This window comes from Evtepia gabavorous (assembly GCF_003425665.1).
Taxonomy (GTDB): Bacteria; Bacillota; Clostridia; order Oscillospirales; family Oscillospiraceae; genus Evtepia; species Evtepia gabavorous.
Window position 1 is genome coordinate 132,114 of record NZ_QQRQ01000004.1, and the last position, 23,542, is coordinate 155,655.

Annotated in this window: 22 protein-coding genes and 1 other RNA gene; 18 read left to right on the top strand and 5 right to left on the bottom strand. The window is 55.9% G+C overall.

All coding sequences use genetic code 11. The features are described from left to right. The first annotated feature begins 33 nt into the window (after window positions 1-33). From DV520_RS03985 to DV520_RS04025, 9 genes are all read left to right on the top strand, one after another. Entirely contained in the window at window positions 34-708 is a 675-nt protein-coding gene (locus DV520_RS03985; RefSeq protein WP_117141855.1) for a response regulator transcription factor, read from the top strand. Beyond that, window positions 705-1,913 (top strand): sensor histidine kinase, encoded by a 1,209-nt coding sequence (locus DV520_RS03990; protein ID WP_117141856.1) that lies wholly within the window; start codon window positions 705-707, stop codon window positions 1,911-1,913. The genes DV520_RS03985 and DV520_RS03990 overlap by 4 nt, the downstream gene beginning before the upstream one ends. A 148-nt stretch (window positions 1,914-2,061) precedes the next feature. Further along, window positions 2,062-2,733, top strand: coding sequence for a polyphosphate polymerase domain-containing protein (locus DV520_RS03995; protein ID WP_117141857.1), 672 nt, complete (start codon window positions 2,062-2,064; stop codon window positions 2,731-2,733). Between the two features lie 17 nt (window positions 2,734-2,750). Next, window positions 2,751-3,425: a DUF4956 domain-containing protein gene (locus tag DV520_RS04000; RefSeq protein ID WP_021919410.1), complete on the top strand. Its 675-nt coding sequence runs from the start codon at window positions 2,751-2,753 to the stop codon at window positions 3,423-3,425. 12 nt (window positions 3,426-3,437) lie between these two features. Then, on the top strand, window positions 3,438-5,234 hold the full coding sequence (locus tag DV520_RS04005) for a CotH kinase family protein (protein ID WP_117141858.1): 1,797 nt from the start codon (window positions 3,438-3,440) through the stop codon (window positions 5,232-5,234). A 118-nt stretch (window positions 5,235-5,352) separates the two neighbouring features. Next, window positions 5,353-5,697, top strand: an RNA gene (rnpB, locus tag DV520_RS04010) — RNase P RNA component class A. Between the two features lie 97 nt (window positions 5,698-5,794). Further along, entirely contained in the window at window positions 5,795-6,394 is a 600-nt protein-coding gene (locus tag DV520_RS04015; RefSeq protein ID WP_021919408.1) for a cytidylate kinase-like family protein, read from the top strand. Further along, window positions 6,391-7,776: an MATE family efflux transporter gene (locus DV520_RS04020; RefSeq protein ID WP_021919407.1), complete on the top strand. Its 1,386-nt coding sequence runs from the start codon at window positions 6,391-6,393 to the stop codon at window positions 7,774-7,776. The genes DV520_RS04015 and DV520_RS04020 overlap by 4 nt, the downstream gene beginning before the upstream one ends. A gap of 310 nt (window positions 7,777-8,086) precedes the next feature. After that, window positions 8,087-9,253, top strand: coding sequence for an acyl-CoA dehydrogenase family protein (locus DV520_RS04025; protein ID WP_021919406.1), 1,167 nt, complete (start codon window positions 8,087-8,089; stop codon window positions 9,251-9,253). 116 nt (window positions 9,254-9,369) lie between these two features. Here the strand turns inward: DV520_RS04025 and DV520_RS04030 are convergent, their stop codons facing one another. Next, window positions 9,370-9,906: a YgjV family protein gene (locus tag DV520_RS04030; RefSeq protein ID WP_021919405.1), complete on the bottom strand. Its 537-nt coding sequence runs from the start codon at window positions 9,904-9,906 to the stop codon at window positions 9,370-9,372. An 87-nt stretch (window positions 9,907-9,993) separates the two neighbouring features. On the opposite strand from DV520_RS04030, the gene yeiL reads away from it, so the two are divergent. From yeiL to DV520_RS04045, 3 genes are all read left to right on the top strand, one after another. After that, complete coding sequence (gene yeiL, locus DV520_RS04035; RefSeq protein WP_117141859.1) at window positions 9,994-10,632, top strand: transcriptional regulator YeiL; 639 nt, start codon at window positions 9,994-9,996, stop codon at window positions 10,630-10,632. A gap of 74 nt (window positions 10,633-10,706) precedes the next feature. Continuing rightward, complete coding sequence (locus tag DV520_RS04040) at window positions 10,707-10,925, top strand: AbrB/MazE/SpoVT family DNA-binding domain-containing protein (RefSeq protein WP_117141860.1); 219 nt, start codon at window positions 10,707-10,709, stop codon at window positions 10,923-10,925. Next, the gene (locus tag DV520_RS04045) at window positions 10,922-12,115 is read left to right on the top strand and encodes a macrolide family glycosyltransferase (protein WP_117141861.1); all 1,194 of its coding nucleotides are present in this window, start codon (window positions 10,922-10,924) and stop codon (window positions 12,113-12,115) included. The genes DV520_RS04040 and DV520_RS04045 overlap by 4 nt, the downstream gene beginning before the upstream one ends. A 251-nt stretch (window positions 12,116-12,366) precedes the next feature. On the opposite strand, the gene gltX is transcribed toward DV520_RS04045, so the two are convergent. Next, a complete protein-coding gene (gene gltX / locus DV520_RS04050; protein ID WP_117141862.1) occupies window positions 12,367-13,857 on the bottom strand; it encodes a glutamate--tRNA ligase in 1,491 nt (496 codons plus the stop codon). 191 nt (window positions 13,858-14,048) lie between these two features. Here gltX and trpS point away from each other — a divergent pair, with 191 nt between their 5' ends. The 4 genes from trpS (at window position 14,049) to DV520_RS04070 (ending at window position 18,151) form a co-directional block, all read left to right on the top strand. Further along, the gene (gene trpS, locus DV520_RS04055) at window positions 14,049-15,047 is read left to right on the top strand and encodes a tryptophan--tRNA ligase (protein ID WP_117141863.1); all 999 of its coding nucleotides are present in this window, start codon (window positions 14,049-14,051) and stop codon (window positions 15,045-15,047) included. Between the two features lie 72 nt (window positions 15,048-15,119). Continuing rightward, window positions 15,120-16,289, top strand: coding sequence for an MraY family glycosyltransferase (locus DV520_RS04060; RefSeq protein ID WP_117141864.1), 1,170 nt, complete (start codon window positions 15,120-15,122; stop codon window positions 16,287-16,289). Then, the gene (wecB, locus tag DV520_RS04065) at window positions 16,201-17,349 is read left to right on the top strand and encodes a non-hydrolyzing UDP-N-acetylglucosamine 2-epimerase (protein WP_117141865.1); all 1,149 of its coding nucleotides are present in this window, start codon (window positions 16,201-16,203) and stop codon (window positions 17,347-17,349) included. The genes DV520_RS04060 and wecB overlap by 89 nt, the downstream gene beginning before the upstream one ends. Window positions 17,350-17,395: 46 nt before the next feature. Continuing rightward, window positions 17,396-18,151 carry a hypothetical protein gene (locus tag DV520_RS04070; protein WP_117141866.1) on the top strand — a complete coding sequence of 252 codons (756 nt, stop codon included), beginning with the start codon at window positions 17,396-17,398 and terminating at the stop codon, window positions 18,149-18,151. Here DV520_RS04070 and DV520_RS04075 read toward each other — a convergent pair. The 3 genes from DV520_RS04075 to DV520_RS04085 all read right to left on the bottom strand — a co-directional run bounded on the left by DV520_RS04075 (window position 18,125) and on the right by DV520_RS04085 (window position 19,068). Further along, complete coding sequence (locus tag DV520_RS04075; RefSeq protein WP_021919395.1) at window positions 18,125-18,322, bottom strand: hypothetical protein; 198 nt, start codon at window positions 18,320-18,322, stop codon at window positions 18,125-18,127. The two genes, DV520_RS04070 and DV520_RS04075, sit on opposite strands and share 27 nt — an antisense overlap. Window positions 18,323-18,389: 67 nt before the next feature. Then, entirely contained in the window at window positions 18,390-18,764 is a 375-nt protein-coding gene (locus DV520_RS04080) for a hypothetical protein (RefSeq protein WP_021919394.1), read from the bottom strand. A gap of 34 nt (window positions 18,765-18,798) precedes the next feature. Then, the gene (locus DV520_RS04085; protein ID WP_021919393.1) at window positions 18,799-19,068 is read right to left on the bottom strand and encodes a hypothetical protein; all 270 of its coding nucleotides are present in this window, start codon (window positions 19,066-19,068) and stop codon (window positions 18,799-18,801) included. 204 nt (window positions 19,069-19,272) lie between these two features. Between DV520_RS04085 and DV520_RS04090 the strand changes: the two genes are divergently transcribed. Beyond that, window positions 19,273-20,052 carry a type III pantothenate kinase gene (locus DV520_RS04090; RefSeq protein ID WP_021919392.1) on the top strand — a complete coding sequence of 260 codons (780 nt, stop codon included), beginning with the start codon at window positions 19,273-19,275 and terminating at the stop codon, window positions 20,050-20,052. 1,396 nt (window positions 20,053-21,448) lie between these two features. Further along, on the top strand, window positions 21,449-23,470 hold the full coding sequence (locus DV520_RS12255; RefSeq protein ID WP_165850031.1) for an S-layer homology domain-containing protein: 2,022 nt from the start codon (window positions 21,449-21,451) through the stop codon (window positions 23,468-23,470). Window positions 23,471-23,542: the final 72 nt, after the last annotated feature.

Consider the following 23,542-nt stretch of genomic DNA (forward strand, 5'->3'; position numbering starts at 1 on the left):
GATTTTTGCACAAGCAGCAAGGGGAGGAAGCCTATGAAACTTTTGTATGCGGAGGATGAGGAGACCATGGCAGAGGCCGTGGTGGATATTCTTACCTACCACAACTATTTAGTGGACACAGTGGCCGATGGAGCGGAGGCCCTGGCCTATGCCCAGAATGGGGACTATGACGGTATCATCTTGGATGTGATGATGCCAAAGATGGATGGGTTAGAGGTTCTTAGCCGCCTTCGAGAGATGGGATGCCGTACCCCTATTCTATTGTTAACAGCCAAGGGGGCTGTGGAAGATCGGGTTGCCGGCCTGGATTTGGGGGCAGATGACTATTTACCAAAGCCATTTGTTATGGAGGAATTTCTGGCCCGGGTGCGTGCCATGCTCCGGCGGCGGGAGGCATTTACGCCAGAAATCCTCCAATACGATGATGTCACCTTGCATGGGGGGACCTTTCAGCTCAGAAGGAATGGAGAAGCAGTTACGCTGCCTAAGTTGGAATACCGTCTCATGGAGGTTTTGATACGGAACCAGGGGATTTATCTCTCCTCAGAAGACCTGCTGGTGAAGGTCTGGGGCTATAATACCGAGGCGGAACTGGGCACAGTCTGGGTTTACCTGTCCTATCTGCGTAAGCGGCTGGCTAAGCTGGGATCACGGGTAAAGATCAAAGGGCGCCGGGGCATTGGTTATACCCTGGAGGTGGGGCAATGAAGAGAACGTTACAGTGGAAATTCATCCGCACCGCTATGATGGCGGTGACTGTACTGCTGTTGGTTTTGCTGGGCGCGATTAATTTACTCAATTGGTGGCAAGTGGAGCGGCAGACTGACTGGATGCTTCAAGTGCTGACTCAGGGGGATGCGCCTCCTGTGGAGCCGAAACGGCCGGAGGGTTTCCTGCCGCCTCTGGACGCCGATGATAAGGGGGCTGCCCGATTCTTTCAGGTGTTCTATGATGGGACGGGACAGGTGGCCTATGTAGATGTCAATCAGATTGCCACGGTAACAAAGGAGGAGGCTGTGGACTATGCTGCCCAATGCCAGGGACGGGACCAGGGAACGATCGACCGATTCGAGTTTCGCCGGGTGTCTGTCCCGGACGGGCAGGGAGAGCGTATTCTCTTTTTGGACATCTCTTCAAGCCGGTGGTCCATTCTGACGGTACTGGCGATTTCTGCCGGGATGGGGCTGCTGTGCTGGCTGGGAACCTTGCTGCTGGTGGTTCTCCTGTCTCACCGGGCCATTGCTCCCCTGGCCCGGTCAATGGAAAAACAGCGCCAGTTTGTCACCAATGCCGGCCATGAAATTAAAACCCCCTTGGCCATTATCCAAGCCAACACGGATGCGATGGAGCTTCATCAGGGGCCGTCCAAGTGGAGCCAAAATATCCGGGTACAAACGCTTCGCTTGACAGGATTGATGGAAAACCTATTGACGTTGGCTCGGATGGATGAGGTCAAAGCCCCTCCGGCGCAACGGGTGGAACTGAGCTCTCTGGCGCAGGAGGTCTGCCAATCCTTTCGGGAGGGGGCGGCCCAACGGAATATCCAAATGGAGGAGGCCATTGCCCCTGATATTGTGCTACAGGCCAACCGGGAGCAAATGGTTCAATTGCTTTCCATTCTTTTGGACAATGGGATAAAATACACCGAGCCGGGAGGAAAGCTTGCTTTGTCCCTTCAGAAGGAGGGGAAAAAAGTCCGTCTGCGGGTGAGAAACGGCCCCACGCAGATTCCCGAGGGAGACCTGTCTCGGATGTTTGACCGTTTTTTCCGGGGAGACCTTGCCCGCACCCAAAAGGGAGGCGGATACGGCATTGGGCTTTCCGCCGCACAAGCTATCGTGGGGGCGTGGGGAGGAACCATTACTGCGACAGTGGAGGGAAAGAACACGATGGTGTTCACAGTAGCCTTTTGAGGGGGCAAAGCGGTTTTTTGTAGGAAGAACCTTCATAGTTTATTTACAGACGCTTCCAAGAACGTTCATCTTGGAGGCGTCTTTTCTAAGTTAAATCTAAAGTAGTTTTCGTAAAATTTCGGTGAAGTCACGGAAAGGAGTGAGGTCCATGGACCTACGCCATGAATGGAAACACCGGATCAATGTGGAGGATTTGATTCTTCTGCGGCAGCGACTACGGCTGCTGGCCAAGCCGGATCCCTATGCGGTAGGGGGATGCTATCATATCCGCAGCCTCTATTTCGATACCCCTTCAGACAAAGCCTTGCGGGAGAAGCTGGATGGGGTCAATGGCCGGGAGAAGTTTCGTATCCGCTGCTACAACAGAGACTTCTCTTTGATTCATCTGGAGAAGAAAAGCAAGCGGAATGGTTTGGGGCGTAAGGAGAAGGTACGTCTGACCCCAGACCAGGTGCAAGCTCTGATGAACGGGGAGACAAACTGGATGATGGCCAGCGGCAATCCTCTGCTGCAAGAGCTCTGCTGCAAGATGAAGTTACAAGGGCTGCGTCCCCGTACTTTAGTGGACTATATTCGGGAGCCCTTCGTCTATGGCCCTGGCAATGTCCGGGTGACTCTGGACCATCAACTACGCACAGGGCTGCGGTGTGTGGATTTTTTAAATCCAGAGTGTATTACCATTCCCGCCCGGGATGCCACCGCCATTCTGGAGGTCAAATGGGACGCGTTTCTCCCCGACGTGATTCGGGATGCTGTGCAGATTCCCCGCCGTCGGGCAGAGGCATTTTCTAAATATGCCGTTTGCCGCATGTATGATTGAGAAAGGAACTGTTTTTTATGACAACGTTCAGCGATATTTTCAAGTCCAGCTTTATGGAGAACTTGTCCAGCGTCAGTATTCCAGACGCCCTTATTGCCTTGGCTCTGGCGTTTGCTCTGGGGCTGTTCATTTTTCTGATTTATAAAAAAACCTATGCTGGAGTTATGTATTCTTCAGGATTTGGGGTTACGCTCCTGGCTCTGACCATGATCACCACTTTGGTCATTCTGGCCGTTACATCCAATGTGGTCTTGTCCCTGGGCATGGTGGGTGCCCTGTCTATCGTGCGCTTCCGTACGGCCATCAAAGAGCCTTTGGACATTGCTTTTCTCTTCTGGTCCATTGCAGTTGGCATTGTCTTGGCGGCAGGGATGATTCCTCTGGCCGTCCTTGGCAGCGGGGTGATTGGGGTTATTCTTTTGGCCTTTGCCAACCGCAAACCCCATGTGCGCCCCTATATCGCCGTACTTCAGTGTGACGGCCAGGCAAGCGAACACCGGGCGGTAGAGTATTTGAAAACCCAGGTTCAACGGTGCGTGGTTAAGAGCAAAACGGCGCAGCAGGGAAGTGTGGAACTCAACTTGGAGGTCCGGCTGAAGGGTGATGGAACAGATTTTATCAATGATATTGCTGCCCTGGAGGGGGTCCGCAGTGCTGTGCTGGTCAGCTACAACGGAGACTACATGGGATAAGGAGGCGGACCAATGTCAACCCACAAGCACATTGATCGCATTGCACTTCTGATAATCCTGACGGTTCTGGCTGGTGTTCTGATCCTTTTTGCCGGAATGGGAGCCAGTGGCGAACGGACTGGGATGGAAAAAGAATATGAGACCGGTCTCTTCAGTACCGACCAGGTCCACACCATTGAGATTACCATGGATGACTGGGAAGGTTTTCTGGAGGACTGCGAGAATGAGGAATACGTCATGTGCGATGTGACCATCGACGGCCAGACAGTCCGGGAGGTGGGAATCCGCGCCAAAGGAAATACCTCCCTGACCCAAGTCAAAAACTATGGCAACGATCGGTACAGTTTTAAACTGGAATTTGACCATTATCAAGATGGTATCCAATATCAGGGATTGGATAAGTTGAATCTGAACAACATTATTCAGGATAACACTTACATGAAGGATTACTTGAGCTATCGGATGATGCAGGAGTTCGGAGTGGACGCGCCTCTGTGCAGCTATGCGTATATCACCGTCAACGGAGAGGAATGGGGGCTCTACTTGGCGGTGGAAGGAGTAGAGGAGAGCTTCCTGGAGCGCAACTACGGCGATGGCTCCGGGGAACTTTACAAACCTGACAGCGTCATGAGCATGGGCGACGGGGAAGTCGGGGGTGACGTTGAACTGCCGGCAGACTTCGACTTTTCTCATTTGACGCCCCCCAACGGACAGAAAGCGGGAGAGGACAGCCAAACAGACTCTGCCCAGACCCAGGCAGAACAGGGTATCTCCCAGGGGGACATCCAGGGTACGGACGACTGGAATCAGGAGGAAATGCCTCCAGCCATGCCCCAGGGAGAACTGCCGGAGGGAATGGAAGAATTTGACCCCGGCCAGGGCGGTGGTATGGGGGGCATGAGTTCCGACGATGTGAAACTCATTTATACTGACGACGCGTTCAGCAGCTATTCCAATATCTTTGAAAACGCCAAGACTGCGGTAACTGACCAGGATAAAACCCGGCTGATCCGGTCTTTGAAAACTCTCAACGAAGGGGAAGATATCTCTTCCGTGGTGAATGTGGAAGAGGTCATGCGCTACTTTGTGGTCCACAACTTTGTCTGCAATTACGACAGCTACACCGGGATGATAGTCCACAACTATTACCTCTATGAAGAGGATGGTGTGCTGTCCATGATCCCCTGGGACTATAACCTGGCCTTTGGAGGCTTCCTGGGGGGCAGCGACGCCACCAGTGTGGTCAATGATCCCATTGACTCCCCGGTCTCCAGCGGCAGCACCGAGGACCGGCCTATGGTAGCTTGGATTTTCCAGGAGGAGACCTATACGCAGCAGTACCATGCCCTTTATGACCAGTTTATCACGACATATTTTGAAAGCGGCGCTTTTGAGACAGAGTTTGACCAAGTGTCGGCTATGATTGCACCCTATGTGGAAAGAGACCCCACCAAGTTTTGTACCTATGACGAATTTGAAACGGGGGTTTCAACCCTGAAAGCCTTCTGCCAGCTTCGGGCCCAGAGTATTCGAGGCCAGCTGGATGGGACCATTCCTTCTACCACGGATGGCCAGCAGGCAGATGACAGCGCGCTGGTAGATGTTTCTTCCCTGTCCATTTCTGACATGGGGGAGGGAATGGAAGGCGCACAGGCCATCGGTGGTATGGGTCCCATGGGTGGCGACCAGGGAAGGGAAGAAAGACAGCCGCCGGGCAGGTCTGACAGCACGCAAGAAAGGGAGGCATCCCAGAGTGAGGGAGAAAAACCAACCGAACAAGAGGAGGGAGGGATAGAACAGGGGCGGTGAGATGGCTTTTCGGGAGGGCACCCCAATTGACAAGGGGATGATTTCAGGGGAATAAAATCGGATTTCAAAGGGGTCCCGCGCATTGACAAGGGGGGCGGAATTGAGTAAAATAAAAGAGCAAGCAAGCTGGACAGCCGCGGGGGCAGGCCGAAAGGCCGTCCGTGAGGAAAGTCCGGGCTCCATAGGGCAAGAATAACGGGTAACGCCCGCCGAAGGCGACTTCAGGACAAGTGCAACAGAGAGATACCGCCCGGCTCCGGCTGGGTAAGGGTGGAAAGGTGAGGTAAGAGCTCACCCGCCGGCGCGGAAGTGTCCGGTGCTGTAAACTCTATTCGGAGCAACACCGTGGAGGGGAACATGACTGGCCCGGTCTCCCCGGGGAGGTGGCTGGAGCGTGCCGGCAACGGCACGCCTAGATAGATGGCTGTCAAAACAGAACCCGGCTTACAGGCTTACTTGCACCAAACCCACCATTCGAAAGACCCACGCGGTCCCTGCCAGCGGCGGGGCCTGGTGGGTCTTTTGAAAAGGGAAAGATCATCCCATGAAGGAGGAACGGCATGCACTATCCAGTGATTACCATTTCCAGAGAATATGGCTCCGGGGGCCGGGCCATCGGTGAGCGGCTGGCCAAGGAGCTTGGGGTCCCGTTCTATGACAAGGAACTCATCTTTATGGCGGCCAAGGAGAGCGGCCTGTCGGAGGAGTACATCAAGAAAACCGAGCAGATGAAGTCCACCAGCTTTCTCTATGGCCTGTACATGAGCGCCCAGCAGCTGCCCATGAACGACCAAATCTTTTTGGTGCAGAGCAAGATCATCCGCCAGGTGGCCCAGGAGGGGCCCTGCGTGATCGTCGGCCGCTGCGCGGACTATGTCCTGCGGGAGCGGAAGGATCTGCTGAGCGTTTTCATCCACGCGCCGGTGGCCTTCCGGGCGGACCGGGCCCAGAAGGTCTATGAGAAAGAGGCCGGAAATATGGAGGACTTTGTCCGCAAAAAGGATAAGAAGCGGGCCGCTTTCTACAACTATTTTTCCCAGAATAAGTGGGGGGACGCCCGCCATTACCACCTGGCCATCAGCAGTGTCTATGGGGTGGATTTTGCCGTGGAAGTCCTGAAGCATGCGGCGGAATCCTTCCCGGGGGGGACGGAAAAATGAACCAGCAGCCCCAACCGGCCCAGGAAAATAAAATGGGTGTTATGCCCGTCCACCGGTTGCTGCTGACCATGTCGGGGCCCATGATGCTCTCCATGCTCATCCAGGCCCTGTACAACGTTGTAGACAGTATGTTTGTCTCTTACATCAGCGAGGCCGCGCTGACCGCGGTCTCTCTGGCGTATCCCATGCAGAACCTGATGATCGCCGTGGCCACCGGCACCGGCGTGGGCATCAACGCCTTGCTCTCCCGGAACCTGGGGGAGAAGAATTTTGTCATGGCGAATCGAACGGCCGGCAACGCCATCTTTTTGGGGTTGGTGAGTTACGGCGTCTTCGCGCTCCTGGGGGTCTTTGGCTCCCGCTTGTATTTCACGGCCCAAGTGGAGGACCCTGAGATCATTGCCTTGGGGTGCGATTACCTGTCCATCATTCTGGTCCTGTCCATTGGCTGCTTTGGCCAGGTCCTTCTGTCCCGGCTACTCCAGTCCACGGGCAAGACCTTTTACAGCATGGTCATCCAGATGGTGGGGGCGGGTCTGAACATTGTCTTGGACCCCATTATGATCTTCGGCCTGATGGGTTTTCCCCGGATGGGGGTGGCCGGCGCGGCGCTGGCCACGGTACTCAGCCAGATGGTGGGCACGGGGATGGGGCTCTATTACAACCTGCGGAAAAACCCGGAGATCCGCCTTTCCCTGTCCGGCCTGCGGCCCAGCAAGCCGGTGATTGCCCGGATTTACGGGGTGGGCATTCCGTCCATTCTGCTCCAGACGGTGTCCTCCCTGCTGATCTTCGGGCTGAACCAGATTCTGGTGACCTTCTCCGAGACCGCCACCGCTGTGTACGGGGTCTATTTTAAGCTCCAGGGCTTTGCTTTCCTGCCCATCATCGGGATGAACAACGGCATGGTCCCCATCATTGCCTACAACTACGGCGCCCGAAAACCGGCACGCATTATGCAGACCATCAAGCTGGCCATTGCCTACGCGGTGGGCATCATGGTGGTGGCCGTGGTGGTGTTTCAGATCTTTCCGGTCCAACTGCTGGGCGTGTTCCAGGCCTCGGAGGAGATGCTGGCCATTGGTGTGCCTGCCCTGCGGACTTTGAGCCTGTGCTTTTTGGTGGGCGGCTTCACCATTGTCGCCTCCTCGGTGTTCCAGGCCCTGGGGAAGGGGCTGCTGAGCATGTCCATCTCTATTTTCCGCCAGTTGGTGCTGGTGCTCCCGCTGGCCTACCTGTTTTCCCTGACGGGAGAGCTCAACCTGGTCTGGTGGTCCTTCCCGGTGGCAGAAGTCCTGGCTGGGGCGTTGGCGGCCTTCTATCTCAGGCGGGCCTACCGGCGGGTGATCCGTCCGCTGGCGCAGGAGGATTACCGCTTCTGATCCAAGGGGAGAATTTCCTTCAGGTGTATTAGAAATGTGTAGTATAAAAACTAAGAATTTAGTTAATCAGTCCGATTTATTTTGTTGAAATTAGGCAGTATCATTGAGTATATAGATTAATGGGTCTGCGGCAAAGGAAAGCGGAAAAAACGCAAACCAGCGCCCTTTCTTGGCTGGATTCCCCTTAATTATATTGAGAACAGTTGCCCTGCCTCCGGGCCTCCGGGGAATGGGCAGTGTTTTAGCTTGCTCTGCACAGAGCGGGCGATTTTGTCAGCGCAACTCGAATTTATTATGGAGGTAGATTATCATGCGGTTACTGACTGAAGAACAGAAGCATTGGGTAGAAGTGATTGGCGATTTCTGCAAGAAGGAAATTGAGCCCATCATGCTGGATTGGGACAAGGTTGTTGACCCTTCCAAGGCAATCCCCTTTGAGCCCTATGCAAAGGCGTTCAAGCTGGGCCTGAACTCCTTCGAGATTCCCAAGGAGTACGGCGGCAACAAGGTCGACCTGGCTACCGCTGAGGTTATGTACGAAGAGATGGGCTACTATGACGGCAACTTCGCTTCCGTCATGCAGACCACCAACCTGGCTCTGAAGCCCATTCTGATCGGCGGCACCCCCGAGCAGGTTCAGTACTTCTCCAAGCACATCCTGGAGGGCAAGGGCTACGCTGCGTTCGCTCTGACCGAGCCCCAGTCCGGTTCCGACGCTTCCAACGTGAAGACCACTGCTGTCAAGGACGGCGACGAGTGGGTCATCAACGGTGAGAAGTGCTTCATCACCAACGGCGGCGAGGCCGACATCGTCTGCGTGTTCGCTTCTACCGATCCCACCGCTGGCACCAAGGGCATCTCTGCTTTCATGGTTCCCACCAGCACCCCCGGCTTCTCTGTCACCAAGTATGAGGACAAGAGCGGCTTCCGTACCATCTCCACCTGCTCCCTGAAGTTCGACAACGTCCGTGTTCCCGCTGCCAACCTGGTTGGTGGTGAGGCTGGCCTGGGCAAGGGCTTCGGCTTCGCTATGAAGACCCTGGACAAGTCCCGTGCTTGCGTGGGTGCTCTGGCTGTTGGTATCGCTCGCCGCGCTCTGGACGAGGCCATTGCTTTCGTCAAGGAGAGAGTCACCTTCGGTGCTCCTGTTTCCAAGCGTCAGGGCATTCAGTGGATGATCGCTGACATGGCCACCAAGATTGAGGCTTCCCGTCAGCTGGTCTCCCACGCCAACGACCTGCAGAGCAAGGGCCTGCCCTTCTCCAAGGAAGCTGCTATGGCTAAGATGTTCGCTACCCAGTCCGCTATGGAAGTCTGCACCGACGCCATCCAGCTGATGGGCGGCAAGGGCTACATGAAGGAAGACTGCGTGGAGAAGCTGTTCCGCGACATCAAGGCTTACTGCATCTTCGAGGGCACCAACCAGATCCAGAAGATCGTTATCTCTGGCGCTGTTCTGTCCGGCAAGGGCCACTAATTTACTTAGTGTTTCGCGCTTGGCGCGGAAAACGTGTCTAACAAAAAGATCCAGCCGATTTCGGCTGGATCTTTTTTTGCTGAAACACCGCCGGCGCAGCCGGAGGAGGGGAGAGGTTACCGCTGGGGAAGACGGGCTTTCTTTCCCCGGAGGTCAAAGCGATAGATGGCCACGGCAAAGGAAATGAGGGCGCAGACCTCCACCAGAGCGCAGCTGTACGCCCCTGTGATCAAGTTATACGCCAGCAGCGGCGGGGAGTTGAGAAGAAAAAGCAGGCGGGTCCGGGGCATGTTGTGGGTCCACAGGGCCAAGGTGGTGCAGGCCATGGACAGGCAGGGGAGCAGGCAGTAGAGGCCATCCCAGGTGAGCAGGGCGCAGCCCGCGTACAGACCCAGTAGGAGTGCCACCCAGCCCCGGCTTTTGGCCCAGGGCTTATCGTTATGGTAGCAGAGAACGGCCCGAAACAACCCAACGCCGTTGGTCAGAACCGCCGTGTAGGCCCCCAGCAGCCCATAGTGGCAGGCCCAGAGGACCGAGCAGACCATCTGAAGGCGCAGAATCCGCAGCCGGCTGCCACTCTGCAAAGAGGTGAAGCAGACAATGGAGGGGACCAGGCCCAAGGCTTGAATGGCAAGGAAGGAAACAGCAGACATAGGATACCCCCTGATCAGCGTGATGGTTCCATTTTACCCAATTTTGTGGTAGAGTCATAGGAGAAATCTCACAGAGGAGGGACGAATATGGAACGAAAATCCCTGGGTGAATTGTTCTCTTTTGACATCACCCCCTATGCCAGCCCGGTGCGTTACCCCAGCGGCACGGTCATTTTCCCAGAATGGCAGAAGGCCACCCAGCTGTTGTACCTGGAGGAGGGAAAAGCCCGGTGTACCATGAGCCATGAGAACGGCGCTGTCACCATCTTGGACTTTGTGGAAGGGCCGTGTTTTCTGGGCGAAATGGAACTTTTGGGTGTGCAGAAGGTAACCAGCGGCGTCACCGCCAGAACGGATTGTGCCGGCTGGATGATTCGCCTGGAGGAATGCCGGGAGGAGATGCTGAACGACCCTGTTTTTCTCCGGCAGCTCTGTATTTTTTCCAATGAAAAGGCCATCCGCGTCACCAGCACCGCTGCCTGCAATCAAATGTATCCTCTGAAAAACCGCCTGGCGACCTTCCTTCTCCAGTCGCAGCGCCAGGGGCTTTACTGTGAGCCCCATACCCAGACAGCGGCCTATTTGGGGGTGAGCTACCGGCATCTGCTCTCTGTCCTGTCCGATTTCGTCAAAGGCGGGCTGCTGCGCAAGACCCCGGCGGGGTATGCGATTCTCCGCCCCGAGGGTTTGGAAGCCTTGCGGATCAAGGACCCCTTTCAACTGTGACCGCCTCCCCTTGACAGGAGAAGAGATTAAAAGTATAATTTGTCATACAAATCATACTTTTTGGAGGGATTGCCATGAAAGGACCCGAGGGGACCCATGCCTGGACGGTCACCGTTGGCGCCAAGGGTCAGATTGTGATTCCCAAGGAGGCCCGTACGCTTTTTTCCATTCAGCCGGGGGATACGTTGCTCCTTTTGGCCGATGAAAAGCGGGGGCTCGCCATCCCGGAAAAGGGATCGTTTGCGTCGCTGTTTCAGCAGGTTTTCCGGGAAAATCCCCAGGTGGAGCCATGAGTAAGCTGGTCTTTTTCAACATCCCAGCCTATGGGCACACCAACCCCACCCTGGGTGTGGTGCGGGAGCTGGTTGCCCGGGGGAATCAGGTCTGGTACTATTCCTTCGCGCCCTTTCAAAAGGTCATTCAAGAAGCCGGCGCGACCTTTGTCCCCTGTGACGATGCCGCGTTGGGGATGACGCCCTCCCCGGAGGACAGCGCCCGGGTGGGCAAGGATTTGGCCTTTTCCATTGACCTGATTGTCCGCGCCACACTGGCCCTGGATGAGAAGATCTGCCGGGATATGGAACGGATTGCCCCCGATGGGATCGTAGCGGATTCCATGGCGTTTTGGGGCAAGCTGGCGGCCCAAAAGCTGGGGATTCCCTTTCTCTCCTCCACCACCACCTTTGCCTTTAACCGGGCCTCCGCGAAGGTCATGGGGCAGGGGATGGGGAACCTGTTTTCCATGGTGCGGGCGGTGCCGAAAATTCACAGAAGCTTGCGTCGTCTGCGGGCATACGGATATCCGGTGAAAAATGTTTTCTCCATTTTGGAGAATGACAACGCGACCCATACCATCGTCTACACCTCCCGATATTTCCAGCCGGCGGCGGAGACTTTCTCCCCGCGATATGTCTTTGTGGGCCCTTCCCTCCGTCCCATCCGGCAGCCCCTGGCGCCCAGCCCACAAAAAACCGTCTATATTTCCCTGGGCACGGTGAACAATCAAAACCTGCCCTTTTATCGGTCCTGCCTGACGGCCTTAGGGGAGACGCCGTACCGGGTGGTGATGGCGGTGGGCCGGGAATCAATGCGCCATGCCCTGGGACCCCTTCCGGCGAACGTACAGGCAGAGGCGATGGTGGATCAAATCGGGGTGCTGGCGGCGGCGGATGTCTTCCTCACCCACTGTGGGATGAACAGTGTGAGCGAGGCCCTTTTCTTTGACGTGCCCCTGGTTTGCTGCCCGCAAACCCAGGAGCAGAGGGGCGTTGCCAACCGGGTGCTGGCCTTGGGGGCGGGACTTCTGCTGCCCGATGACAGCCCGCAAGCCATTGCCCAAGCCATTGGTATAGCGCTGTCCGATCCCAGTTATCGGGCCCATGCCGCAACCATTGCCCAGAGCTTTCGGGAAAGTGGAGGCGCCCCGCAGGCGGCAGAGACCATTCTCCAAGTGATTGCCCAAGACAGGGCGACAGGGACCTAAGAGGGGGACCGATGGCGTTGGGCTTTCTACCCCATTCCCGTTTGTGGTTCCAAAGTAAAGTTTCCTGGGCGAATGGAATGGATGGATTGAAAAGCATAAAAAGGGGCTGACCCAAAGTTGGGTCAGCCCCTTTTTATTAATAGATCACTGCGGTTTCTAATTCACATACGGACAAAAATCGTACCATTTGGGATTCAGCGCGTTTTTCGGGAACATAGACTCCCGTTGGGACGCATGGAAAAAACGGCAACTCATGCCTGCGGAGTCAGCTGCCGGATGCCCTGCTGGACCCGGCGCAGGGTCTCCTCCTTGCCCAAGATGTGGCACAGCTCCACCGCGCCGCCGGGGGTGGTGGCCTTGCCGGAGACGGCCACGCGAACCGGCCACATGATCCGGCCGTTTTTCAGACCCTGGGCCTCGGCCAGGTGGAGAAGGGCGTCGTGGATGGCCTGGAAGGACCACTCGGTCATGGCCTGGAAGACCGGTACCACCAGCTGGAGGGCCTCCAGCGAGTTCTCCTCGTTGGTTTTCATTTTCTTATGGAGGTAGAGCGTATTGCTGTATTCCGGCAGCCGGTCGAAGAAATCCACCATGGGGGGAATCTCCGTCAGGGTATTCAGACGGGTCTGTACCAGGGGGGCCACCAGTCGCAGGTCAATGGACGGATTGGTGATCCCCTGTTTCAGATAGGGCTCCGCCACCGCCAGAAAAGCTTCCGGTGAGAGGGCCTTTAAGTAGGCGCTGTTGAAGTAGTTGAGCTTCTCCAGGTCAAAGATCGCGGGGGATTTGGAGATCCCTGTGATGTCAAAGGCCTGTACCAGTTCCTCCAGGGTAAAGAATTCCTGTTCCGCCAGTTCTCCCCGGGGAGACCAGCCCAGCAGAGCCACATAGTTGAGGATGGCCTCGGTGAGATAGCCCTGGGCTTTCAGGTCCTCGTAAGAGGGGTCCCCATGGCGCTTGGACATCTTGTGCTGGGCATCCCGCATGACGGGGGAACAGTGAATGTAGGTGGGAATTTCCCACCCAAAGGCCTCGTAGAGCAAGTTATACTTGGGAGAGGAGGAGAGGTATTCGCTGCCCCGAACCACATGGGTAATGCCCATGAGATGATCGTCAATGACATTGGCAAAATTATAGGTGGGCAGGCCGTCCCGCTTCATCAGAACCTGGTCGTCCAAGGTGCTGTTTTCCACGGTGATCTCCCCAAAGGAGGCGTCGGAGAAGGTGGTGGTCCCTGTATGGGGGATTTTCTGACGGATGACATAGGGCTTGCCGGCGGCCAACTGGGCCGCGACCTCCTGCTGGGACAGGCAGCGGCAGGGGTCCTCAGCCCGGTCAAAATCTCCGCTGTCCTCCTCAGACTCCGCTTTCTCGCAGAAGCAGTAATAGGCGTGGCCTTTCTCCACCAGCAGCTCGGCGAATTTGCCATAGAGCCCCCGGCGCTGGGTCTGGATATACGGCCCCACCGGGCCACCCACATCGGGGCCCTCGTCGTGGGTCAATCCGCACTCGGCCATGGTACGGTAGATGAGCTCCGTGGCCCCCTCCACCTGCCGGGTCTGGTCGGTGTCCTCCAGGCGGAAGATGAATTGGCCGCCGGCTTTCCGGGCGATGAGCCAGGTGTACAAGGCGGTGCGGAGATTGCCCACGTGCATGTATCCGGTGGGCGACGGGGCGAACCGGGTGCGGACAGTCCCCTTGGGGATCTTTGCCTCCAGCTCGTCAAACCAGGTCATATCCATAGGAAAGGCCTCCCAAATTAAAGTATCGTTTTTCTGGGTAATATTCTAAAATTCGCACGGGAAATTGTCAAGGTTTATCGCGGGAATTCTTGCACGGAGGGGGTTGTTGTGGTAAGATAAAAAGACATGAAAATTGAGCCGGATCGGCTTTCTGACAAGAAAAAGGGTGGATTCTTGCCCACGGAGGTATTATGGAACACGAGAAAAAGATTATTTTCAGCGCCACACAGCCCAGCGGAAAGATTACCCTGGGAAACTATCTGGGCGCCCTGCGCAACTGGGTTTCTCTGCAGGAGGACTATCACGCCCTTTACTGTGTCGCGGATGAGCATGCCATCACCGTCCGACAGGACCCGGCGGCGCTCCGCCGGCAGACCCTGGAGCTCTATGCCCAGTTTATTGCCTGTGGTCTGGACCCGGAAAAGAGCACCATTTTTATTCAGTCCCATGTGCCCCAGCATGCGGAACTGGCCTGGACCCTCAACTGCTATACCATGTACGGGGAACTGAGCCGGATGACCCAGTTCAAAGACAAGTCGGCGGCCCACGCGGACAACGTCAACGCGGGCTTGTTTACCTATCCCAGCCTGATGGCGGCGGATATCCTTCTCTACCAGACCGACTTGGTTCCCGTGGGGGAGGATCAGCGGCAGCATGTGGAGCTGACCCGGAACATCGCCCAGCGGTTCAACGGCATTTACGGGGAGGTCTTTACCATGCCGGAGGCCTATATTCCCAAGGTCGCGGCCCGGGTGATGTCTCTGAGTGAGCCGGACAAGAAGATGAGCAAGTCCAGCACCAATGAGAATTCCTACATCCTGGTGATGGACCCGCCGGAGGTCATCCTGCGCAAGTTCAAGCGGGCGGTGACCGACAGCGAGGGCGGCGTCTATCGTTCCCCGGATAAGCCCGGGGTCTCGAACCTGATTGAGATTTATGCGGCGGTAACGGGCAAGAGCCCGGAGGCGGTGGAGCAGGAATTCTCCGGCCAGGGCTATGGCGCGTTTAAGCCTGCGGTAGGAGAGGCCGTGGTGGAGGCACTCCGCCCCATTCGAGAGGAGACCCAGCGCCTGCTGGCGGACAAGGCCTATTTGGAGAGCCTCTACCGCCAGGGGGCGGAAAAAGCCGCTGCCATGGCGAACCGGACCCTGCGTAAAGTGCATAAGAAGGTGGGCTTCGTTCCCCGCTGACGGGGGAGCGGCTCAGACCTGCCTCTCGCGGCGGTCCCCAACCCCTAAGACCCAAAGGAGTGTTACAATAGAATGACAATGGAATTGCCGGCCATCGCGCGGATTGCAGCGGCGCTGGTGGCTGCTCTGCTGATCTCCTTCATTGCCACACCGGTGGTGAAATCCATTGCCCAGATGGTGGGCGCGGTGGACGTGCCCAAAGACAACCGACGGATGCACAACCATCCCATCCCCCGGATGGGCGGGTTGGCGATTTTCCTGGGCTTTCTCCTCAGTACCCTGATTTTTGTGCCCATGAGCTCCTCCATGCGGGGGATGCTGCTGGGGGGCGTGATCATCGTGATCCTGGGTATTTTCGACGACATCTACGCCCTGCCCGCCCTGCCCAAGCTGCTGGTGCAGATTGCGGCGGCCCTGGTGGCGGTGCTCCATGGCAACGTGATCCAGGTTCTGTCCAACCCCAATATTTTCAGTGAGAATCCCTACTGGACCTTGGGCTCCCTGGCGGTCCCCCTGTCCGTCATTTGGATTGTGGCCATCACCAACGCGGTCAACCTCATTGACGGTCTGGACGGCCTGGCGGTGGGGGTGGCGACCATCAGCTCCCTGACCATGCTGGTCATTGCCATGCTGGTCAGTGAGAATGTGGTGGCGCTGATGATGGCGGCGCTGGCCGGAGGGTGCATTGGATTTATGCCCTATAATTTGAACCCGGCGAAGATTTTTATGGGGGATACCGGCTCTACCTTCCTGGGCTTTGTCCTGGCCACGGTGTCCATCCAGGGCCTATTCAAGTTTTACACCATCATTTCCTTTGCGGTGCCCTTCTTGATGCTGGGCCTGCCTCTGTTTGACACCTGCTTTGCTATCCTGCGGCGGTTGGCCAAGGGCCAGAGCCCCATGGCGCCGGACCGCAGTCATGTGCATCACCGGCTGATTGACATGGGCTTTAACCAAAAGCAGGCGGTGGCCATCCTCTACGTGATCAGTGCCATTTTGGGCCTGTCCGCGGTGGTCCTCACCACCAGCGGGGCCTTGAAAGCCATGGTTTTGCTGTGTGCGCTGTGCCTGGCGGGGCTGATCTCCGGGAAAATTTTTCTCAGCCACAATGAGAACCACCAGGAAAAAACAAAAGAAAAGGAGTCCAATGACCATGCCATTGAAAGTCATGACGATCTTCGGGACCCGCCCGGAGGCGGTGAAGATGGCCCCTCTGGTAAAGGAACTGGAGAGCAGAGCTGAGATTCAGAGCATCTGCTGCATCACCGCCCAGCACCGGCAGATGCTGGACGACGTGCTCCAGCTGTTTGCCATCCAACCGGACTACGATCTGGATATCATGGAGGCTCGCCAGAGCCTGTACACCATCACCAGCAAGTGCCTTCTGGGAATGGAGGAGGTCTTTTCCCGGGAAAAGCCGGACCTGGTTTTGGTCCATGGGGACACGTCCACCACCTTTTCCGGGGCGCTGGCAGCCTTTTATCAGAAAATTGCGGTGGGCCACGTGGAGGCGGGCCTGCGGACCTGGGACAAATACTCCCCTTTCCCCGAGGAGATGAACCGGACCCTGGTGGGCGACTTGGCGGAGTTCCATTTCTGCCCCACCCAGGCAAACCGGGAGAACCTGCTCCGGGAGGGGCTCCGGGAGGGGATTTTCGTCACGGGGAATACCGTCATTGACGCTCTGAAGACGACGGTCCGGCCGGACTATCGCTTCCGGAGCCAGCTGCTGAATACCTTGGACTACACGAGAAAACAAGTGATTTTGGTGACCTGCCACCGGCGGGAGAACTATGGGCAGCCCATGACCAATATCATGCGGGCCCTCCGCCGGATCGTGGAGGATTTCCCCCAAGTGGAGCTTGTCTATCCGGTGCATCTGTCCCCGGTGGTGCAGGAGGCGGCCCGGGCCCACCTGTCCGGCCACGACAGAATCCATTTGATCGAACCCCTTACCCCGGATGAAATGCACAATGTCATGGCCCGGTCCGCCTTTGTGATGACGGATTCCGGCGGACTGCAGGAGGAGGCCCCCGCCTTGGGCCGGCCCGTTCTGGTGCTGCGCCGGGAGACCGAGCGCCCTGAGGCCGTGGCGGCGGGAACGGTGCTGCTGGCGGGGACGGAGGAAGACGTGATTTACGGCCATGCCGCCCGTCTGCTGACCGACCCGGCCGCCTACCGCGCCATGGCCCAGGCGGTCAATCCCTATGGAGACGGTCAGGCCTGCCGGCGGATTGTGGATGCCATCCTGTGGAAGCGGGGGCTGCGGGACCAGCCGCCGGAGGAATTCTCCGCCGGATGATGGGCCATCGTCTGGAGCAGTCAGGAAAGGGGGTGGGCTGTGTTCCATGGACCAGAAGAACCGGACCATTTTGGTCCTCGCCATTGCGGTGACTGTGTTTGCCGCGGTCTTTGTGAGCCTCGGCCTGCCTGCGCTGACAGGACGTGCGCCGGAGGTGGTACTCCCCGATGTCAATCAGGAGGCTGTGAGCACGGAGGGGAGAGACTTCTTGCCGGTGGAGGTTCGGCCGGATACGGTGCAGAGTGTCATCGTCAGTCTCTCCCGCCCGGAGAGTTATTATCGCCAACTGACCGTCCGTCTGTTCTGGGCGGGAGGAAGCTCCGCCGACCCGGTGGAAATTTGGGCGGACGGAGGGTATGTTCGTACGGCCATCACCACAGGGGGAAGCACCCAATACCGGCTGGTGGGGGAGGGAAAGCTCCGCCTTTGGTATGCCGGGGACCGCGCCTGGCAGGAGGTGGACGCCGGGGATGACACCGCTGATCTGGCCCAGCGGATTCCCACCTATGAGGATGTGCTGGAGCTGGATACAGAACAGATTAGCGCGGCCAGCTATGAGGAGAAAAACGAGGCGTACTGTATCTTTGTGGAGGTGAAACGGTCCCAGGACGTCCTGGATCGCTACTGGATTGACACGGATACCGGGCTGCTCTGCGCGGCGGAGACGTATGAGGAGGATACCAAGGTCTATGAGATGACGGAGACCCAGCTGCGTGCCCCGCTGGAGGATGGCATCGTCTTTTCTCTGCCTGACGGCACCATCCTCCATGAGAGCTCAAGTGTCACTGTCCCGGAGGAATAGAAAGGCCAGGGCCAGCAGGAGGACCAGATCAAAATGATCCCCTTCCCGCCACAGGAGAAAGAGGATCAGCAGAAGAAGGATATCTCCGCTGTCCAGTTTTCCCAGCCCCAATTTGCCCAGCAGGCCGGACAGCCCGCCGGTGCCTTTGGAGCCCAGCAGGGAAGAAAACATAGACTCAAATCCCGGGGGATGTTCCTCCGGGATTTTTTCATAGGGACCGCCTCCTGGTATGTAGGCATTATAAATGGAGCTCACCCTCTTTCCATAGGCGGTAGGCCTGCCGGGCTGCCCGAGACAGCCCGGCCAGTTGGATGGCTTGGTCCAGCTTTTTCTGGCGCTCCTCCCGCAGGAAGGGCCGGAGCGCGGCGATCAGGGCGTCGGCCTCCTGGTTGGACTGGCGGCTGGCCTGGAACAGCTCCAGCAGGCGGCCCATCTGCCCCAACTGCTCTGGGGCGAAGGGGGGCGGGGCGGCGGATTCCGGCTGGGGGGCCGCTTCCCCGGGGGAAGGAGGGGACTCCGTCCCCATCCCCAGCTTTCCGGCCAGGGACATGATCTGTCCCATGGCGTCAGGGTCTGCCAGCAGAGAGTTGAGTGCTTCTTCAAAGTCGGCCATGGGGAATCCCCTCCTTTCAAACGGACCAGGCGGATTACTTGTTTAAGGTTTTGTTCAGCTGCTCCATGGCCTTGGCGGCTTGGGGGTCTGACGAGAGCTCCTGCAGAACGCTGCTCAGGGCAGTGGTATCCCCCTGCAGGGCGGACTGCGCCGCGGCCTGCAGGCGGCCCACGTTCTTTTTTTGCAGGGACTGGAGGACCTTGCGGGTCTCCGGGTTGGCCAGCATCTGGCGGATGGCCTTCTGGTTTTCCAACAGCTGCTTGGCCTGGGGATTGGAACTGAGTTGATCTGCGAAATTTTGCATAACATGGTCTCCTTCCGGGTATTGCTGTCCCATTATATGAGCCGAGGGAGATGGATGTGCCTGTCAGAGTGCAGAAAAAGAAAATTGGGTCTGGAAAAACCGCAAGGAGTGTGCTATGATCGTTCCATCTTCCTGTTTCCCGGAAATTCGGCCAGAAAACCGGGAAAAGGGAATTCCTGGTAAGGCAATAGGAGGAAACACGACATGCTGATGGCCATTGATGTAGGAAACACCAATATGGTGTTCGGCCTATTGGAGGGGAAGGAACTCGTGGGGAGTTTTCGCCTGATGACAGACGCCAACCGGACCTCGGATGAGATTGGGCTGACGGTGTGTGAATACTTTCGGCGGTTCAATCTGTCCACGGACCAAGTCTGCGATATCATCATCGCCTCCGTGGTGCCCCAGGTGATGTATACGCTCACCAGTGCCATTGTCAAGTATTTTGGAAAAAAGCCCATTCTCATTGATGATGATGTGTCGCCGGGCATCCAGTATGAAGGGGAGGACCACCTGGGTGCGGACCGGGCGGTCTCCTGTGTGGCGGCGATGGAGAAGTATGGAAAGCCTCTGGTGGTGCTGGACTTTGGGACCGCCACCACAGTGGATGCCCTGGATGAGAAGGGGATCTATTTGGGCGGGAGTATTTTGGCCGGGGTCCGGGTCTCCACGGACGCGCTGTTCCGCCAGGCCGCCATGCTTCCTCGGATTGAGCTCATTCGTCCCGCCTCCGTCCTGGGCCAGAACACCATTGCCCAGATTCAGGCCGGTTCTGTCATGGGCTACATCGGCGCCATTGAGTATCTCATCCGCCATACCAAGGCGGAGATGGGATACGGCGACGGCGTGAAGGTGGTGGCCACCGGAGGCCTGGCCCGTTTGATCGCGGACAATACGGACCTGATCGACGTGGTGGACAGCCAGCTCATTGTGGACGGGCTGCGGATCATTTATGAGCGGTATCAGAAACAACGAGGAAAGTGAAAAATATGAGTGACCTGTTCTCCTTTTTCATGGAGAACAGGTCATTTTTTTCTTGATAAACTATGTCAGAAATAATAAGAAGTCAGCTATCAAAAGGTATACCTTTTGATAGCTGACTGTCTTTTTGCATTTTACAGTAAAAGAGCTGGAAAATCAAGGCGCTTTTTCTTTCCTTTGAGACAAATCGATAAAAATTAACGGTTTTTTTCTTTTCTTTGAAAGGTGTCGAAAGGTATACCTTTTGACATCAAAGGACTTTAGATAGCTGTGGATCAAAATGCCCAACAGATTTGATGAAAGAAAGGGAGGAAATAATAAGATGAAAAAGCGAATGCTGTCAACGCTCCTGACACTGGGTATGTTGTTGACACTGACCCCGGCAGTGTTAGCGGAAGTCCCGGAGGGGTCCGCCGGAGATATTCCAGAGGAGACTTGTAAAGTCGAGTATAAGGAACAGTCGGATGGGATAGAGATTCAAACAGAGAAGGATTCAAATAATATTATTCATTTGGATATCACAATCAATGAGACCGCTCCCTCTAATGTTGTTCTGGATTTTAGTAGCGTGATTCAGGAGGCCGAAAACATTACCTACATGCCGGGTGCTATTCAAAAGTTTAAGGTTCATATTAAAAATCAATCAGGAAAAAACTATCAATATAAAGATGGCAGCTTTGTATTGAGCACAGCGGATACCGATGATTTTGGCACTTTGGAGGAAGGTGCACTGCTTCCGTTCTTGGGGTATGATGGCCAATATATCCCGATTACTGCGGTTGGCTCTATGCTCCCCCAATATTTCTATCAAGATCTTTTTGGGAAAGCGTCTTCAGCAGCGGTAACCTTTGAGGAAATGTGTCAAATTTTTGATAAGCTGGAAGAGAAGGGGTATGAGGGAGAAAACCCGTTGGATAGTTATATGCTGGAGTACTTAAATAAGAAACTCAAGACGGATTGCGGATCAATGGAAGAACTGTATTTAGAAAAGCCAAAAGAGGTATCTTCGATATTATTTAGTTCAGGAGTTACTCATAACGGCATTTATACAGTCAATGAGCAAGACTTACAAAAGTATATTAGTGAGTATCCTTGGCTTAACACTTACATTTATGCTCAGAGGAGTGCTCAGGGAAACTTGAACGTACAAATAAAATGGCCCTCAGAAGTGCTGGCAAAAATCAGCTATGACCATTGGTATCAGCGCCTGTTCCAGTTTGCATTTGGGCAGGAAAATATAGAAAAGCTGAAGACTAATACAGCGGATGATCCTTTTACGAACGCGCACGATGTTGCGGATTATACGATGAATGAAGAAACCTATGGGGAAGCAAATGAATATTTTAAAGATTTGCTGTATGCAGATGCGTTAAACAGCAACGAGGAGACCGTTTTTGACATGGCGTTTGCGTTGAATGGACCATTGATGGGGAATGTCTATCAAAACTACTCATTTAGTTGGTACAACGTGATTGAGCTTGAGGAGATTGAACCTGTCACCATAACTCCTGCTGACATCACTATCTATACCGGCGGCGAGAGCTATGACAGCGTGGTAAACGGCAGTGGGAACGAAATTGGCGCGGTGAATAATGGACTGCCGACACCTGGCTTCTATATTGATTTACCGGAAAGTGTGAATGCGTGGCTGCTTGAACATGTTGACAAAGAGAATATCATTACAACTGAGAGCGGAAAGCAAATCGTTGACCTGTCTAAATTTTTGACGTTCACCTATAACTACGCTGGAGAAACAAGAACATGGGAACTGGAACGATACGACACGCATGACAACGAAAACAACAGCACGGCGTATGATCGGTTTATTTACCGTATTAAGCCTGCTGTCGTGGAGAATCAGGAAATCCCGATCCGGTTGCAGTTTACGGATGAAAATGGCATGTTCATGACCAGTGATGATTTTACTGTTGATTTGGAGGATTTGTTCCATGAGTATGACATGACGATTTATTCCGGAGATCTGGAGACACAAAAAGTAAAGGCTGTCCTCAGAGTTGGAGAGCAGGTTGTCTCGTACGCTGCTGAAGTGGGCGAGGGAAAACTCACTGTGCGCGGTGTAACCGATCAGAACACGGCAACCACAGAGGTGGTAACGGAGGTGCCGGTCGAAGAAGTGGATAACATCACGGCGCATGTGCCAGAAGACACACTGTTTTACATCAATGAGAGTCAGCTTGAAGTGGCCGAACCGGAGAATGTCAAACTGCTGGTGGACAGCATCGTACCAGACGAAGACAACACGCTGTATACCAAAGCGGTGGACGGGTTTGAGGAGATTACATCTGAGCACAATGTAAAATTTAACTATCTTGATCTGGTGGATACCGGCAACGGAAATGCGTATGTGACGACAGCAGGAAAACCGATTACGGTTTACTGGCCGTATCCGGCGGGCACCGACAAGATGGATGAGTTCCATATTGTCCATTATGAGGGCTTGGATCGAAATAATAACACAAGTCTTGCGGACGGAGAATATGATATGGTCTTGTATTCTGAGGAGAATGGCAACTTGGAAAACACAGATCAAGGGATCAGGATCACGGTAGAGTCGTTTTCTCCCTTTGCTCTGTTTTGGGAGGAGGACTCTGGCGGCAACGGCGGTCACGGCGGCAATGGCGGCAACAAGCCCAGCCTGAACACCGAGGACCACTACGGCTACATCGTGGGCTACCCCGTGGACTATGCCACTGGCGAGCCCACCGACGACCAGGCCAGAAAGCCCGTGAAGCCCCAGGGGAAGATCACCCGGGCCGAGGTGGCCACCATCTTCTTCCGGATGCTCACCGACGAGAGCCGGAACGCGTACTGGAGCCAGAGCAACAGCTTCACCGACGTGGCGGCGGACGCCTGGTACAACAACGCCATCTCCACCATGGCCAACGCGGGCATCCTGGACGGCTATGAGGACGGCAGCTTCCACCCCAACGGGTATATCACCCGGGCGGAGTTTGCCACCATCGCGGTGCGGTTCTTCGACCTGAGCTACCAGGGCGAGGACCTCTTCCCGGACATTGACGGCCACTGGGCCCAGGACTACATCAACCAGGCCGCGGATGCGGGGATCATCGAGGGCTATCCCGACGGGACCTTCGGCCCCCAGAAGCAGATCACCCGGGCCGAGGCGGTGACCCTGGTCAACCGGACCCTGGACCGGCACCCCGACCCAGACCACTTCCTGGAGGATATGCTGGTCTGGCCGGACAACCTGGACACCAAGGCGTGGTACTATGCTGACATGCAGGAGGCCACCAACTCCCACGAGTACCAGATGAAGGAGGACGCCCAGGGCAACGAGTATGAGGTGTGGACCAAGATCCTGCCCATTCGGGACTGGGAGGCCCTGGAAAAGGAGTGGTCGGACGCCAACTCCTCCGAGAATCCCGGCGACGTTGTCTAATAGCACAAATTTTGTTTTGCCAGAGGAGGGCCCTAAAAGGCCCTCCTCTATTTAAGGTGGGGAAAGGAAAAG

Coding starts and splice junctions, on each gene's coding strand:
- DV520_RS04085 (WP_021919393.1), bottom strand. CDS start 19,068: ATGCAAAATTTCGCAGATCAACTCAGTTCCAATCCCCAGGCCAAGCAG.
- DV520_RS04070 (WP_117141866.1), top strand. CDS start 17,396: ATGGACCAGAAGAACCGGACCATTTTGGTCCTCGCCATTGCGGTGACT.
- yeiL (WP_117141859.1), top strand. CDS start 9,994: ATGGAACGAAAATCCCTGGGTGAATTGTTCTCTTTTGACATCACCCCC.
- DV520_RS04080 (WP_021919394.1), bottom strand. CDS start 18,764: ATGGCCGACTTTGAAGAAGCACTCAACTCTCTGCTGGCAGACCCTGAC.
- DV520_RS04090 (WP_021919392.1), top strand. CDS start 19,273: ATGCTGATGGCCATTGATGTAGGAAACACCAATATGGTGTTCGGCCTA.
- DV520_RS04015 (WP_021919408.1), top strand. CDS start 5,795: ATGCACTATCCAGTGATTACCATTTCCAGAGAATATGGCTCCGGGGGC.
- DV520_RS04045 (WP_117141861.1), top strand. CDS start 10,922: ATGAGTAAGCTGGTCTTTTTCAACATCCCAGCCTATGGGCACACCAAC.
- DV520_RS04005 (WP_117141858.1), top strand. CDS start 3,438: ATGTCAACCCACAAGCACATTGATCGCATTGCACTTCTGATAATCCTG.
- DV520_RS04000 (WP_021919410.1), top strand. CDS start 2,751: ATGACAACGTTCAGCGATATTTTCAAGTCCAGCTTTATGGAGAACTTG.
- DV520_RS04030 (WP_021919405.1), bottom strand. CDS start 9,906: ATGTCTGCTGTTTCCTTCCTTGCCATTCAAGCCTTGGGCCTGGTCCCC.
- DV520_RS12255 (WP_165850031.1), top strand. CDS start 21,449: ATGGCGTTTGCGTTGAATGGACCATTGATGGGGAATGTCTATCAAAAC.
- DV520_RS04020 (WP_021919407.1), top strand. CDS start 6,391: ATGAACCAGCAGCCCCAACCGGCCCAGGAAAATAAAATGGGTGTTATG.
- gltX (WP_117141862.1), bottom strand. CDS start 13,857: ATGGATATGACCTGGTTTGACGAGCTGGAGGCAAAGATCCCCAAGGGG.
- DV520_RS03985 (WP_117141855.1), top strand. CDS start 34: ATGAAACTTTTGTATGCGGAGGATGAGGAGACCATGGCAGAGGCCGTG.
- DV520_RS04025 (WP_021919406.1), top strand. CDS start 8,087: ATGCGGTTACTGACTGAAGAACAGAAGCATTGGGTAGAAGTGATTGGC.
- DV520_RS04040 (WP_117141860.1), top strand. CDS start 10,707: ATGAAAGGACCCGAGGGGACCCATGCCTGGACGGTCACCGTTGGCGCC.
- DV520_RS03995 (WP_117141857.1), top strand. CDS start 2,062: ATGGACCTACGCCATGAATGGAAACACCGGATCAATGTGGAGGATTTG.
- wecB (WP_117141865.1), top strand. CDS start 16,201: ATGCCATTGAAAGTCATGACGATCTTCGGGACCCGCCCGGAGGCGGTG.
- DV520_RS04075 (WP_021919395.1), bottom strand. CDS start 18,322: ATGTTTTCTTCCCTGCTGGGCTCCAAAGGCACCGGCGGGCTGTCCGGC.
- trpS (WP_117141863.1), top strand. CDS start 14,049: ATGGAACACGAGAAAAAGATTATTTTCAGCGCCACACAGCCCAGCGGA.
- DV520_RS04060 (WP_117141864.1), top strand. CDS start 15,120: ATGACAATGGAATTGCCGGCCATCGCGCGGATTGCAGCGGCGCTGGTG.
- DV520_RS03990 (WP_117141856.1), top strand. CDS start 705: ATGAAGAGAACGTTACAGTGGAAATTCATCCGCACCGCTATGATGGCG.